The following is a 13530-nucleotide window of genomic DNA, read 5'->3' as shown; positions in this document are numbered from 1 at the left end:
CCGGATAAACAGCCATGTCCTCAAACAACCGAACATCAAAAACTCCCATGTACATAAATCTCATCCAAATAGCCGAATCCTTTGGTGTTTTCGAGCACGTCATCCTGGAATGGGTGCGCAAGAACGACGTGCCCCACGTCCATGACCGTGATCGCATCCTCTTTGAACGCGACGAGGTCATGGACTGGGCGGCGAGCCACGGGCTCGGCATCCAGGGCGGATTTCTCTCGGAGCCCGCGCCCTCGCTGGCCAATTCACGGGAACTGATCACCTTGCTGCGCCGGGGCGGAATCTGGCGCGACGTGAACACGGCCGATCTCGGTCAACTTTTCGAACGCATCGTCCGCAGCCTGCCCGGCCTGTCTCCGGCCGTATCGAACCTGATTGTGCAACGCCTCCTGGCCCCCGGCGGCATAACCGCAGCTCCCGTTGGCGACGGATTTGCCCTGCCCCATCCGTCCATGCGAGTCGCCCTGGGCGAAGCCTGCGCCCTGGTGGCGCTGATCCAGCTGAACGCGCCCTGGGGTGCGGTCCAGCCCCCCGACGGCAAGCCGATCACCCGATTGCTCTTTTTCATCTCGCCGACGCCCCGCCTGCATGTGAACATGCTGGGCCTTTTGGCGCGCGGCATCGCTTCCGGCATGCTGAGCGAAGCGCTGGACAGGGGCGCAAACGACGAGACCCTGCTGCAAATCCTTGCCGAGTGCGCTGACAGACAGACCCCGCGCAACGCCGGAGAGACCCGATGATCGCCGCGCTGCTGGGCATTTTCGGCCTGTCCCTGCTCCTGGCCATGATCCTGGGGCGAACGCATGCGCGCATCTGGCTTGGGCTGAGCGCCATTGCCTCCCTGAGCGGGCTGTATGCGGCCCTGATCACACTGATCACGACAGAAACCTGGATCTGGCGCGGTGGTATCGTCCTGGGCGGGGAAACCCCGTTCCTGCGTCTTGACGGAATCAGCGCCCTTTTTCTGGTCCTGGTCTGCCTGGTCGGCGGTCTGGGCGCGCTGTACGCCCATGAATACTGGTCCGGGCACCATCACCCGCGTTCCGCGCCAGGAGGACGCTGCTGGTGGAGCACCCTGGTCCTGAGCATGGGACTGGTCCTGACCTGCGCCAACGGCCTGCACTTTCTCTTTGCCTGGGAGGCATTTGCCCTCAGCGCCTATTTTCTGATCACCCTGGATCACGACCGCAAGGATGCACGCAAGGCGGGGTGGCTCTATCTGGCGGCTTCCCACGCCGGAACCATGGCCCTCTTAGCCTTCTTCTCGGCGCTGGCCGCCCGCACCGGAACCTGGGAGCTTGGCCCCGTACATGCCCAGGCCGGCCTCGCGCCGCTGTTCTGGCTCGCCCTGTTCGGATTCGGGGTCAAGGCGGGCATGTTCCCCCTGCACATCTGGCTGCCCTCGGCCCATGCAGGCGCCCCGAGCCATGTCTCGGCCATCATGTCCGCCGTGGCCATCAAGATGGGCGTCTACGGCATCGTGCGCTTCAGCGGCTGGCTGCCCATGCCCGGAAGTTCAGGCTGGGTCCTGCTCGGCATCGGATGCCTGAGCGCGCTTCTGGGCATCGCCTTCGCCCTGGCCCAGAACGACATCAAGCGTCTGCTGGCCTACTGCTCGGTGGAGAACGTCGGCATCATCCTGATCGGTCTCGGCCTCTCCGTGCTGGCCGTCCAGCACGGTCAGCCCATATGGGGCAAGGCCGCCCTGGCCGGAACCTTCCTGCATGTCATCAATCATGGCCTCTTCAAATCCCTGCTGTTTTTCGGCGCGGGATCGGTGCTGCACGCCACGGGCACCCGCGACATGAGCCGTCTTGGCGGATTGTGGAAAGTCATGCCCTGGACCGCGGCCCTTTTCGCCGTGGGCGCCATGGCCGTGTCTGGACTGCCGCCCCTGAACGGATTTGTCGGTGAATGGGCGATCTACCAGGGCCTCCTGCGGGCCGTGGCCCAGAAAGGGCCCGCCGCCGGAGTCCTGCCCGCGGTCATCGTGCTCGCCGGGGCCGGAGCGCTCGCCCTGGCCGCCTTCGCCAAGGCGGTCGGCATCGTCTTTCTCGGGGCCCCGCGAAACAAGCCCGCCGCGCACGCCGTCGAATGCGGCTGGATCATGCGCGCGCCCATGGTCCTGCTGGCCATGATCATGATCGCCATCGGCCTGCTGCCCGGCCTTTTCTTCCGTCCGATCATGGGCGCCGTCGCCGTCTGGGCCCCGCAATGGGCCATGGCAGACCCGCTCCTTGCGACCCGGACCCTCGGAGGCGCGCACACCATCCTGATCTGCGCGCTGATCGCGGGCGGCTTTCTGATGCTGCGCAAGATTCAAGGCGCCGGGACAAGGACGGGCCCGACCTGGGACTGCGGCTATGCGGCTCCGACCGCGCACATGCAATATACCAGCGGCTCCTTTGCCGGAATCGCAAGAGGCTGGTTCGCATGGCTGCTCAGGCCCGAAATCATGATTCGGAGGGTGCGCGGCCATTTTCCGGGCACGGCCCTGATCCTTGAACGGGTGCCGGAAACCGTCCTCGAAAAAGCCGTCATGCCCGGCGCGGCGGCCGTGTCCTTCGTGGCCGACGGAGCCAGGAAGATGCAGCATGGCCGTCTGCACCTCTACATTCTGTATGTTTTTCTCGGAGTCACGGCTCTGGGAGTCATGGTTCTTCTGGGAGGGATGTGATGCCCCTGTATATGGATATTCCCCTGCGCCTTCTGTTCTGGCTGCTTCTGGCGCCGCTGCTTCCGGGCGTCATCAACAAGGTCAAGGCCTGGGTGGCCGGACGGCAGGGTCCGCCGGTGCTGCAACTGTATTACGATCTGGCGCGACTGTGGCGCAAGGGCGTGGTGGTCAGCACCCTGGCTTCGCCCGGCTTCATCATCGCCCCGGCCGTGGCCTGGACGGCCGTGGTCACGGCGGCCCTGCTGCTGCCCCTGGCCGGCACGGGCACGGCGTTCTCCTTTGACGGGGATGTTCTGCTACTGGTCTACCTGCTGGCCCTGGCCCGCTTCTGCACGGCCTGGGGGGCCATGGAGACGGGCTCCGCCTTCGAGGGCATGGGCGCGGCCCGCGAGGTCAGCTTCGCCGTCCTGGCCGAGATAGGGATCATCACCGCGATCCTGACCCTGGTCGTGCAATCGGGCAGCATCGCCCTCTCGTCCATGTTCGAGCCGCTCTTTGGGCCGGGCGCGGCACTCCTGGCCGTGGGGCTTTTCATCATCCTGCTGGCCGAAAACTGCCGGGTTCCCTTTGACGACCCAAACACCCACCTCGAACTGACCATGATCCACGAAGTCATGGTCCTGGACCACAGCGGCCCGCCGCTGGCCATGATACTGCACGGAGCCTCGGTCAAGCTGCTGCTCTTCGCCGTCTTCCTGGCGCAGGCCGTGCTGCCCCTCTCGGAACTGCCGCTTCTGGCCTCCGTCGCGGCCCTGCTCGTGAGTGTGCTGCTGATCACCGTGGCCGTGGGACTGGTCGAGTCCCTGACCGCGCGCCTGGCTTTCCGCCGGGTCCCGCTTCTTTTGACCATCGGCTTCCTGTTCTGCCTTTTTCCCCTGCTTCTGACCTGGATGGGTGACCTATGAACGACACGCTGAACCTCCTGATCGGCCTGGCCATGGGCCTGAACCTCCTGGCGCTGGGCACCAGCCGCCTGCCCGTCCTGATCCGGGCGGTGGCCATGCAGGGCGTGCTTCTGGGGCTATTGCCCCTGGTGCTCGAAGCGCACGGCCTGGACTGGCGGCTGGTCCTCATCACCTTGGCTACCGTGGCCGGCAAGGGCGTGCTCATCCCCTTCATGCTCATCCGCGCCATGCGAACCGCCAACATCGCCCGGGAGCTCGAACCCTTCATCGGCTACATCCCGTCCCTGCTCCTCGGCGCGGCCGGAACCATCGCCGCCGTGGCCCTGACCCGCTATCTGCCGCTCCTGCCCGAACACGCTGGAAACCTGCATGTCCCGGGGGCCATGGCCCTCATCCTGACCGGGTTCATCCTGCTCATCGGGCGCACCAAGGCCATCTCCCAGGTCTGCGGCTACCTGATCCTTGAAAACGGGATCTATCTCGCAGGGCTGCTGCTCATTAGATCCACCCCGATCCTGGTGGAATTCGGCATCCTGCTCGACGTCACCGTCGGCATCTTCGTCATCGGCATCATCGTTGACCGCATCCAAAGGGCCTTCGATTCTCTCGACACCCGCAAACTCACGGCGCTGCACGAATGAACGCATACCTGCTCATCATCATCCCCCTGATCGGAGCCGTGCTGGCCGCGCTGTGGCCACGCAAGAAGAGCCGCCCCCTTTTCCTGCCCGCGGTCGGACTGGTCCACACGATCCTGTGCTTTCTGCTCCTGGCCAAGCCCGAAGCCGTGGACCCGGCGGTCTGGCTGGCCTTTGACCCCCTGGCGCGGGCCATCCTGCCCGGCGTGTCCCTGCTTTTCCTGGTCTGCGCCTGCTATACGGTGGGCTATCTGCGGCTGAAAGAGCAGGACAATAGGGTCTTTGTCCCGGCGCTGCTGCTGGTCCTCGGGCTCCTGAGCGCCGCCCATCAGGCCAGGCACCTGGGCATCCTGTGGATCGCGACCGAGGCCGTGACCCTGGCCTGCGTGCCACTGATCCACTTCAACGGCACCCCGAAATCCTTCGAGGCTACCTGGAAGTACCTGCTCGTGGGCGGCACGGGCATCGCGCTGTCGCTTCTCGGCTCCATTTGCCTGGGGTACGCATCCCTGCACGGAGGCGGAAGCGGGGACATCACCTTCACGGCGTTGCTGGAGCATGGACCGAACCTCTCCCGCGCCTGGGTCCTGACCGCATGGGTGCTACTGCTGGTCGGCTACGGCACCAAGATGGGCCTTGCGCCCATGCACACCTGGAAGCCCGACGCCTACGGGGAGAGCCCGGGCATCGTCGGCGCGCTGCTCGCGGGCGGGGTCACGTCCGTGGCCTTCATGGCCCTGCTGCGCATCAAGTCCGTGGTAGATGCCGCCGGAGAGGGCGTCGTGACCGGCCGCACCCTGCTCGCCATCGGCCTCTTCTCGACGCTGGTCGCGGCGCTTTTCCTGCTGCGCACCCGCGACTTCAAGCGCATGCTCGCCTATTCGAGCATCGAACACATGGGCATCCTGTGCATCGCCACCTCCCTGGGCGGACCCGGGGTCTGGGCGGCGCTCTTCCATGTCTGGAGCAACGGTCTGACCAAGGGCGCCCTCTTTTTGAGCGCGGCCAACCTGCAACGGGTCGCGGACTCGTCATCCATCGATGACGTGCGCGGCATGTCCAAGGTTCTGCCGCGCACCTCCATTCTTTTCGTCGTGGGCATGTTCGCCATCACCGCCTGCCCGCCCTTCGGCCCGTTCTTCAGCGAACTGCTCATCATCCGCACCGGCCTTGGCGCGGGGCAGGGCTGGGCCATCGGCCTCTTCCTGGTCTGCCTGCTGCTGGCCTTTTTCGGAATCTCGCGCATCGTCTTCGCCGTTGTCGACGGCCGCCCGAGGCTCAAAAAACCCAATCCCGCGCACCTCAAGGAATCGGCCGGGCTCATCCTGCCCCCGCTCTTCCTACTGGCGGCGTCACTCTGGCTCGGTCTTTTCACCCCGGACATCCTGAAGGGTGCCTGGTCCGCCGCGGTCCTTCAACTCTTCCCAATACCATGAACACACTCGCCCCATTTTTCCAGTTCCCCAATGCGTCCAGAATTTCGTGGGCCTCGGTTCCGGTTTTCTCGGTGACCAAGCTCGTCCGCCTGACCGGCGAAATGCTTGAATCAGGAGCGCGGCTGTGCTCATGGTTCGGCGTCCCGGAACATGACGGCACGATCCTGGTCGCCGTGCTGGCCATGGATGCCGAAAGCACCCTGGCCGTGGCCCGTAGCGAACCCGTAGGCGGCTCATACCCGTCCCTCACCCCGAAACACCCCCAGGCCCACCTCTTCGAGCGCGAAGTCTGGGAGCAGCACGGACTGGTCCCCGTCGGCCACCCGTGGCTCAAACCCGTGCGCCACACCTACGGCAACGCCCCGGCCAACGCCCCCTTCTACCGGGTGGATGGCGGGGAGGTGCACGAGGTGGCCGTGGGTCCGGTGCATGCGGGCGTCATCGAACCCGGGCACTTTCGCTTTCAGTGCGCTGGCGAGGAGGTCCTTCATCTGGAGATCGCGCTGGGGTACCAGCATCGAGGCGTGGAGGAAGCCCTGGCGAACGGCCCGCACAGAGCGACCATGAGCCAGGTGGAAGCCGTCGCCGGAGACACGACCATCGCCCACGCAACGGCCCATGCATCGGTCCTGGAAGCGCTCGGCGGCGTGGAGGCCCCCCTGCGCGCGCAGTGGCTGCGAGCCATCGCGCTGGAGCTTGAGCGGCTGGCCAACCATACCGGCGACATGGGAGCTTTGGCCCTGGATGTGGCCTTCCTGCCTACCTCGGCGGCGTGCGGAAAAATCCGGGGAGACTTTCTGAACCTGACGGCGCTTCTGTGCGGCAACCGTTTCGGCCGCGGGCTGATCCGCCCCGGCGGATGCCGTCATGATCTCGAAGAGGACCGGCTGCAAACCCTGGTGCAACGGCTCAAAGTCCATATGGACGATGTCGAGCAGGCCATGGCCTGGTTCTGGGACGCGGCCTCGGTGCGGGTGCGCTTTCGCAATGTCGGCGTCGTGCATCCGTCCCAGGCCTCGGACATCGGTCTGGTCGGTCCGGCGGCGCGGGCCTGTGGTCTGGTCCGCGACGTGCGCTTCGACCATCCGGCGGGCTGGCACCGCTTTTCCCATTCGCCCGTGGCAGTCTGGCCCAGCGGAGACATTTTCGCCCGCGCCCGGGTACGATCCCTGGAAGTGCAGCGCTCCGGGCGCTATCTCTTCGAGCAACTGGCCGCTCCCGTGGATGGAGACACCAGCACCGCCCTGCCCGCCCCGCAGCCGGAATCCATGGTCGTGGCCCTGGTCGAAGGCTGGCGCGGAGAGGTCTGCCACGTGGCTCTCACCGACCACTTCGGCCGCTTCCGCCGCTACAAGATCACGGACCCGTCCTTCCACAACTGGACCGGCCTGGCCCTGTCCCTGCGCGGCACGGCGATCTCGGACTTTCCCATCTGCAACAAGAGCTTCAACCTGTCCTACTGCGGCTTTGACCTCTAAGGGGATCATGCATGTATATATTCGACACTATCATGAACCGGATGCGGCGCGGTTGCCAGACCATGCCCTATCCCAAGGGCCCTGCCCCGGCCCTGCCGGACCGGCACGGCGGAGCCCTGCGCCTTGACGCCTCGGCCTGCCCGGCAGGCTGCGCGGAGTGCATCGCGGCCTGCCCTGTCTCGGCCATCACCCGCGAGCCGGGCCAGGCTGCACGCCTCGACCTCGGCCGCTGCCTGTTCTGCGGAGACTGCGTGGAGGCCTGCCCTGGCGGAGCCATCACCCGGACGGGCGACCATCGCCTGGCAGTACGCCGCCGCGAGGATCTGATCCTGGGCGAACCCGGCAAGGAGGAACTGCGGCTGGCGGCGGCCCTGGACGGAAAAATGAAAAGCCTGCTGGGCCGCTCCCTGCGCCTGCGGCAGGTCAGCGCGGGCGGATGCGGCGCCTGCGAGGCCGACATCAATGTGCTTGGCACCATCGGCTGGGACCTGGGACGTTTCGGTATCCAATACGTGGCCTCGCCGCGTCATGCCGACGGCGTGCTCATTACAGGCCCGGTGACCAAGGGCATGGAACTGGCCCTGCAAAAGACCTGGGAGGCCGTGCCCGAACCGCGCATCGCCATCGCGCTCGGCGCCTGCGCCATTAGCGGCGGCCCCTTTGTCGGGCACCCGCAGCACAACGACGGGGCGGCCTCTGTCATCCCCATCGATCTCTACATCCCCGGCTGCCCGCCCCACCCGCTGACCATCCTGGACGGCTTCCTGCGCCTGCTGGACCGGCTGCCCGCACACAACCGCTAGGACCTTGATCACGGGCGACAGCCCGCCATAAGACGCAAAAAGGGCCGGAATCGCTTCCGGCCCTTTCATCATTCTGGGATATGAACGGCTTAGTACATGCCGCCCATGCCGCCCATGCCGCCACCGGGCATGGCCGGAGCAGCCTCTTCCTTGGGCTTCTCTGCGATGGCGCACTCGGTGGTGAGCAGCAGGGAGGCTACGGAAGCGGCGTTCTGCAGGGCGATGCGGGTCACCTTCTTGGGATCGATGACGCCGGACTTGAGCAGATCTTCGTATTCGCCGGAAGCGGCGTTGTAACCGAAGTCTTCCTTGCCGTTGCGGACCTTGTCGATGACCACGGCGCCTTCAACACCTGCGTTGCCGCAGATCTGACGGATGGGCTCTTCGATGGCGCGACGGATAACCTGTACGCCGGCGGCTTCGTCGTCATCGGCGGGCTTGACGGAATCCAGGGCGGACTGGCAGCGCACCAGGGCGACACCGCCGCCAGGCACGATACCTTCTTCAACGGCAGCGCGGGTGGCGTTCAGGGCGTCTTCCACACGTGCCTTCTTTTCCTTCATTTCGGTCTCGGTGGCTGCGCCAACGTTGATCACGGCAACGCCGCCAACGATCTTGGCCAGACGCTCCTGCAGCTTCTCGCGATCGTAATCGGAGGAGGTCTCCTCGATTTCGTTGCGGATCTGCTTCACGCGGGCCTTGATGGCCTCGGCTTCGCCGGAACCGTCAACGATGGTGGTGTTTTCCTTATCGATGACAACGCGCTTGGCGGAACCGAGCTGGTTCAGGGCGATGCTCTCGAGCTTGACGCCCAGATCATCGGAAACAACTTCGCCACCGGTCAGGATGGCGATATCCTGCAGCATGGCCTTGCGACGCTCACCGAAGCCGGGAGCCTTGACGGCCACGACCTGCAGGGTGCCACGCAGCTTGTTGACAACCAGGGTAGCCAGGGCTTCGCCTTCGATGTCTTCGGCGATGATGACCAGAGGCTTGCCCATCTTGGCGGCCTGCTCCAGAACGGGGAGCAGTTCCTTCATGTTGGAGATCTTCTTTTCGTTGATCAGAATCAGCGGAGAATCCATCTCGCAGACCATCTTGTCAGGGTTGGTCACGAAGTAGGGGGACAGGTAGCCGCGGTCGAACTGCATGCCTTCGACGACGTCCAGGTTGGTCTCCAGACCCTTGGCTTCTTCAACGGTGATGACGCCTTCCTTGCCGACCTTGCCCATGGCTTCGGCAATGATGTTGCCGATGGTGGCGTCGTTGTTGGCGGAAATGGTGCCTACCTGGGCAATTTCCTTCTGATCGCGGGTGGGCTTGGCCAGCTTGTCCAGGCTCGCGATGACGGCTTCAACAGCCTTGTCGATGCCGCGCTTGATGGACATGGGGTTGCGACCGGCGGCAACCAGCTTGATGCCTTCGGTAAAGATGGCCTGGGCCAGGATGGTGGCGGTGGTGGTGCCGTCGCCTGCGATGTCGGAAGTCTTGGAGGCGACTTCCTTGACCATCTGGGCGCCCATGTTCTCGAACTTGTCTTCCAGTTCGATTTCCTTGGCTACGGTCACGCCGTCCTTGGTGATGATGGGGGAACCGAAGGACTTCTCGATGACAACGTTGCGGCCCTTGGGTCCGAGGGTGACCTTGACGGCATTGGCCAGGGTGTCCACGCCGATTTTCAGTTTTTCACGGGCCTTGGCATCAAACTTGATAATTTTAGCAGCCATGTGTGCGTCTCCTTGAATTCTTAAAAATTAGGCTTCGATAACAGCGAGGATGTCGTCTTCACGCATGATGAGGAGTTCCTCACCTTCGATCTTGATCTCGGTGCCGGCGTACTTGTTGAAGATCACCTTGTCGCCGGTCTTGACGCCCATGGGGATCTGCTTTCCGTCTTCGGCGACCTTGCCCGGACCGGCGGCAACCACTTCACCCTTGATGGGCTTTTCCTTTGCGGAATCGGGGATGATGATGCCGCCTTTGGTTACCTGCTCCTCTTCGAGACGCTTGACCAGAATACGGTCGTGCAGTGGTCTGAGTTTCATGTTTTTCCTCCAAGATGTTTAAGAATTTCTTCCGTGTAGATATTTTTTTTGGCACTCGGCAAGCCTGAGCGCCAAAACGCGGAACTGAAAATGCAGCTCAGGTTCCGCGCGAGACAGAGGCCCAAATAATCCCTGCGACAGTGAAGTCAAGGGACGAAGTCAAAAAAAAAATTCATTCCTCGCCAAACCGGGCGGCTTGTGATTCGGATCAAGGCAGGCTATGCATTTCGCCTCACAACCGCCACCACCGCCCGCTTAAGGGCTGACCGCAAGACCGCTACAAGGACATCCCCATGCTCGACATCAAATTTATCAGATCAAATCCGGACGAGGTCAAAAACGGACTGCGCAAACGCCGCAGCAAGCTGGACCTTGAACCTTTCCTGGCCATCGACCAGAAAAGGCGCGACCTGCTCCTTGAGGCCGAAGACCTGAAAGCCCGCCGCAATCAGGCCTCCGGCGAGATGGCCCGGATGAAGAAGGCCGGCGAGAACGCCGATACCCTCCTGGCCGAGCTTGGCATCATGTCGACGCGCATCAAGGTCCTGGACGAGGAGCTCAAGGACATTGAGCAGCAGACTTCGGACTGGGTCATGTCCATTCCCAACGTCCCGCACTCCTCCGTGCCCGAGGGCGTGGACGAGGCGGACAACCTGGAAGTGCGCAGCTGGGGCGAGAAACCCGCCATGCCCTTCGCCCCCAAGGAGCATTGGGAGCTGGGCACGGCCCTGGGCGGACTCGATTTCGAGACCGCGGCCAAGATCACGGGCAGCCGCTTCGTGATCCTCAAGGGATGGGCAGCCAAGCTGGAGCGCGCGCTGATCAGCTTCATGCTCGACGTGCAGACCCTTGAAAACGGGTACGACGAGGTCATGCCCCCGGTCATCGTCAACCGCGAGAGCCTCATGGGCACGGGGCAGCTGCCCAAGTTCGAGGAAGACCTCTTCCATCTCGAAAACACGAGCTACTATCTCATCCCCACGGCCGAGGTCCCGGTGACCAACATCTACCGCGACACGACCCTGGCCGAATCCGCGCTGCCCATCGCCCACTGCGCGTACACCGCGTGCTTTCGCTCCGAGGCGGGCTCCTACGGCAAGGACACCAAGGGCATGATCCGCCAGCACCAGTTCGACAAGGTCGAGCTGGTTCGCTTCGTCCACCCCGACTCCTCATATAATGAACTGGAAAAACTCCTCGGCCACGCCGAGAGCATCCTGCAAAAGCTCGGGCTGCCCTACCGCGTGGTCACGCTGTGCGCCGGGGATCTGGGCTTCTCTTCGGCCAAGACCTACGACATCGAAGTCTGGCTGCCCGGCCAGGACAAATACCGCGAAATTTCGTCCTGCTCCAACTTCGAGGATTTTCAGGCCCGCCGGGCTGGAATCCGCTTCAAGCCCGCGGACGCCAAGAAGAGCAGACTGGTTCACACCCTGAACGGATCGGGCCTGGCCGTGGGCCGGACCATGGTCGCCATCCTGGAAAACTACCAGCAGGCCGACGGGTCGGTACTCGTGCCTGAAGTCCTGCGCCCTTACATGAACGGGCTGGAAAAAATTGAATTGAAAAAAGACTGACTTTCCGGCTTGACAAGGTGGGTACCCCCCTATAGAAGCGTCTTCTCTTTACGGGCCGTTAACTCAGACGGTAGAGTATCTGCCTTTTAAGCAGAGAGTCGAAGGTTCGATCCCTTCACGGCCCACCAAAATGCGTCCCCATCGTCTAGTGGCCTAGGACGGCGGCCTCTCACGCCGCTAACAGGGGTTCAAACCCCCTTGGGGACGCCACTTTTTTCTCCGACGCGAAACTTGCGTCCCCATCGTCTAGCTAGGTCCAGGACACCGGCCTTTCACGCCGATAACAGGGGTTCAAATCCCCTTGGGGACGCCACTTTTTTTGTTTTTTGTTTTTTTGCTGGGTGATCGTTCAACGGTAGGACAGCGGACTCTGACTCCGTCAATCTTAGTTCGAATCTAAGTCACCCAGCCACCTGTCCCCATCGTCTAGCTAGGTCCAGGACACCGGCCTTTCACGCCGATAACAGGGGTTCAAATCCCCTTGGGGACGCCAAAGGAAGCAAGGCCTTACATCGCAAGATGTAAGGCCTTTTTCTTTTATCCGCATGCTGACCGCTTTTCATGTCAAATCAAATCCTTTCCGCAGGATGTGCAGCGACAGATAGATTTGAATATTTGAGAACCGGGATATGGTGAGGGGTGTGCGGGATATAGTGGAATGGATGTTGAGGAGTGGCGGGGGTTGGCGGGCGTTCGAGTGGGGAGTTTTGGCGGCGGGCGGCGCGTGAAGTTGCGCCACTTAAATTTTGGCGATTTTTGGCTTGCGCCACTTAGTTTTGAATTTTGAAAATGCGGTTTGGATGTCAGGACTGCTGACATACACAAGGGGCTTGCGCCCCTTTTTTTATGCCTTCGTGATATTTGCCATTACGGCCGGATGTGCGTGGTTACGTCTGTAATGAAACGCTCTGTGCGTTTTCTTTGGCTGACCATTTTTTTTACAGAATTAACAGTAGCCTTTATCTGATCGCCACGTTGGAAATTGTATTTTTTATTTTTCACATCAGATAAGAATTTTTCATCTGAAACATTTGCAGAAAATTCAACGTCATTCTCTGTGTCGTAAAATCTCCAACCGGACGCCTTGCCATCGACGTTCGAAGTAAGCACTTCAAGGTCAGAGATATAAGAAGAAATGTCCTCTTGTTCATCAATTGAAGGAATAACGAGGTGCTTTTCCTCTGAAGTAATTTTTGTAGGGGACTTGTCCTCAAGGTCTGTCATAAGACTGACCGCACTTGCGCCTTCTTCAAGTGGTTTGAAAAGCCTGCCCAATGCGTTGTTCACAGGTGCGGAATTGTTCATATTTACAATGTTTGTATTGAAAATTTGTACATTTCCTTGCGTATTTTGCACTTCCACCTGCCCAACCCCTTTTGGTTCTGTCTTTACTGGAGACTCGCCGCCCAAGAATTTCTTAAGCTCGATTACACCTTTTAGCACGTTTACTGCCTGCGGGAACAGTGGTGCAACTGGAGAGATGTAGTCAGCGATTACTTTGGTGAGAAAAGATCCAGCTTGAAACCCTCCCTGGACCTTGACTGAAACAAATGAATTCTTTCCGTTCAGGGACGTGTTCGAGCACTCTACAGCAGTTTTGAACGCGAGCAAAGAGTTGACCAAGGTGGAAATTTCCATCTCGTGGTTTCTGATTCCAGGGCCTTCGAATTTTAGGACAAACTCTTCTCTCGGGAATTCATGGTCCATGCTGTATTACCTCTATAGAGTCCAAAAAGTTATTTTGTCTGACATCAGGCGGCCTTTGCTGGCGTGTGCCCGTCTTTCGCCCTCCCTACTTTCTCCCATAGCTCCCGTGCGTTGATCACATTTCCGATCCTTTCGCAGGCCCGCAGCATCAGGAGGCTATCAGCCCGTTGATTTATTCATGATTAACACCGCTCTACGGTAATCTGCGCTCCGACGAATTCTTCGCCGGTCTCGCTCCTCATCTCGACAAAAATC

The 13530-nt window shown here is 61.6% G+C and carries 11 protein-coding genes and 5 tRNA genes; 13 read left to right on the top strand and 3 right to left on the bottom strand.

The annotated features are described in order from the left end of the window. Positions 1-14: 14 nt before the first annotated feature. Genes H4684_RS16645 through H4684_RS16615 form a run of 7 tightly spaced genes read left to right on the top strand, consistent with a single transcriptional unit; the run spans position 15 to position 7946 of the window. The gene (locus H4684_RS16645) at positions 15-749 is read left to right on the top strand and encodes a PTS sugar transporter subunit IIA (RefSeq protein ID WP_192624610.1); all 735 of its coding nucleotides are present in this window, start codon (positions 15-17) and stop codon (positions 747-749) included. Further along, the gene (locus H4684_RS16640; protein ID WP_192624609.1) at positions 746-2686 is read left to right on the top strand and encodes a proton-conducting transporter transmembrane domain-containing protein; all 1941 of its coding nucleotides are present in this window, start codon (positions 746-748) and stop codon (positions 2684-2686) included. The genes H4684_RS16645 and H4684_RS16640 overlap by 4 nt, the downstream gene beginning before the upstream one ends. Next, positions 2686-3591: a respiratory chain complex I subunit 1 family protein gene (locus H4684_RS16635; protein ID WP_192624608.1), complete on the top strand. Its 906-nt coding sequence runs from the start codon at positions 2686-2688 to the stop codon at positions 3589-3591. Before H4684_RS16640 ends, H4684_RS16635 begins: the two co-directional genes overlap by 1 nt. After that, a complete protein-coding gene (locus H4684_RS16630) occupies positions 3588-4232 on the top strand; it encodes a hydrogenase (protein WP_092193720.1) in 645 nt (214 codons plus the stop codon). Before H4684_RS16635 ends, H4684_RS16630 begins: the two co-directional genes overlap by 4 nt. Next, on the top strand, positions 4229-5665 hold the full coding sequence (locus tag H4684_RS16625; RefSeq protein WP_192624607.1) for a proton-conducting transporter transmembrane domain-containing protein: 1437 nt from the start codon (positions 4229-4231) through the stop codon (positions 5663-5665). The genes H4684_RS16630 and H4684_RS16625 overlap by 4 nt, the downstream gene beginning before the upstream one ends. Beyond that, positions 5662-7143, top strand: coding sequence for a hydrogenase large subunit (locus H4684_RS16620; protein ID WP_192624606.1), 1482 nt, complete (start codon positions 5662-5664; stop codon positions 7141-7143). Before H4684_RS16625 ends, H4684_RS16620 begins: the two co-directional genes overlap by 4 nt. Positions 7144-7154: 11 nt before the next feature. After that, positions 7155-7946 carry an NADH-quinone oxidoreductase subunit B family protein gene (locus tag H4684_RS16615; RefSeq protein WP_192624605.1) on the top strand — a complete coding sequence of 264 codons (792 nt, stop codon included), beginning with the start codon at positions 7155-7157 and terminating at the stop codon, positions 7944-7946. A gap of 89 nt (positions 7947-8035) precedes the next feature. Here the strand turns inward: H4684_RS16615 and groL are convergent, their stop codons facing one another. Both groL and groES read right to left on the bottom strand, forming a co-directional pair. Continuing rightward, positions 8036-9673, bottom strand: coding sequence for a chaperonin GroEL (gene groL, locus H4684_RS16610; RefSeq protein WP_015774790.1), 1638 nt, complete (start codon positions 9671-9673; stop codon positions 8036-8038). Between the two features lie 27 nt (positions 9674-9700). Continuing rightward, a complete protein-coding gene (gene groES, locus H4684_RS16605; protein WP_092193716.1) occupies positions 9701-9991 on the bottom strand; it encodes a co-chaperone GroES in 291 nt (96 codons plus the stop codon). 293 nt (positions 9992-10284) lie between these two features. Here groES and serS point away from each other — a divergent pair, with 293 nt between their 5' ends. The 6 genes from serS (at position 10285) to H4684_RS16575 (ending at position 12061) form a co-directional block, all read left to right on the top strand. Beyond that, positions 10285-11568 (top strand): serine--tRNA ligase, encoded by a 1284-nt coding sequence (serS, locus tag H4684_RS16600; RefSeq protein WP_192624604.1) that lies wholly within the window; start codon positions 10285-10287, stop codon positions 11566-11568. 52 nt (positions 11569-11620) lie between these two features. Next, positions 11621-11696 (top strand) — tRNA-Lys (locus tag H4684_RS16595). Positions 11697-11702: 6 nt separating this feature from the next. Next, positions 11703-11778 (top strand) — tRNA-Glu (locus H4684_RS16590). 25 nt (positions 11779-11803) lie between these two features. After that, positions 11804-11881: transfer RNA gene (locus H4684_RS16585), tRNA-Glu, on the top strand. A 25-nt stretch (positions 11882-11906) separates the two neighbouring features. Further along, a tRNA-Gln gene (locus tag H4684_RS16580) sits at positions 11907-11980 on the top strand. A 3-nt stretch (positions 11981-11983) separates the two neighbouring features. Further along, positions 11984-12061 (top strand) — tRNA-Glu (locus H4684_RS16575). 374 nt (positions 12062-12435) lie between these two features. Here the strand turns inward: H4684_RS16575 and H4684_RS16570 are convergent. Beyond that, positions 12436-13275, bottom strand: a complete 840-nt coding sequence (locus tag H4684_RS16570) for a hypothetical protein (RefSeq protein WP_192624603.1) — start codon at positions 13273-13275, stop codon at positions 12436-12438. Between the last annotated feature and the right edge of the window lie 255 nt (positions 13276-13530).

Origin of the sequence: Desulfomicrobium macestii (assembly GCF_014873765.1) — a bacterium.
Lineage (GTDB): Bacteria > Desulfobacterota > Desulfovibrionia > Desulfovibrionales > Desulfomicrobiaceae > Desulfomicrobium > Desulfomicrobium macestii.
The sequence above is the reverse complement of the archived record's forward strand: the minus strand, read 5'-3'. Positions and strand labels throughout refer to the sequence as shown.

Bases quoted from the DNA above. Each gene is read 5' to 3' on its own strand.
- H4684_RS16630 (WP_092193720.1), top strand. From the start codon at position 3,588: ATGAACGACACGCTGAACCTCCTGATCGGCCTGGCCATGGGCCTGAAC.
- H4684_RS16645 (WP_192624610.1), top strand. From the start codon at position 15: ATGTCCTCAAACAACCGAACATCAAAAACTCCCATGTACATAAATCTC.
- serS (WP_192624604.1), top strand. From the start codon at position 10,285: ATGCTCGACATCAAATTTATCAGATCAAATCCGGACGAGGTCAAAAAC.
- groL (WP_015774790.1), bottom strand. From the start codon at position 9,673: ATGGCTGCTAAAATTATCAAGTTTGATGCCAAGGCCCGTGAAAAACTG.
- groES (WP_092193716.1), bottom strand. From the start codon at position 9,991: ATGAAACTCAGACCACTGCACGACCGTATTCTGGTCAAGCGTCTCGAA.
- H4684_RS16635 (WP_192624608.1), top strand. From the start codon at position 2,686: ATGCCCCTGTATATGGATATTCCCCTGCGCCTTCTGTTCTGGCTGCTT.
- H4684_RS16640 (WP_192624609.1), top strand. From the start codon at position 746: ATGATCGCCGCGCTGCTGGGCATTTTCGGCCTGTCCCTGCTCCTGGCC.
- H4684_RS16625 (WP_192624607.1), top strand. From the start codon at position 4,229: ATGAACGCATACCTGCTCATCATCATCCCCCTGATCGGAGCCGTGCTG.
- H4684_RS16570 (WP_192624603.1), bottom strand. From the start codon at position 13,275: ATGGACCATGAATTCCCGAGAGAAGAGTTTGTCCTAAAATTCGAAGGC.
- H4684_RS16620 (WP_192624606.1), top strand. From the start codon at position 5,662: ATGAACACACTCGCCCCATTTTTCCAGTTCCCCAATGCGTCCAGAATT.
- H4684_RS16615 (WP_192624605.1), top strand. From the start codon at position 7,155: ATGTATATATTCGACACTATCATGAACCGGATGCGGCGCGGTTGCCAG.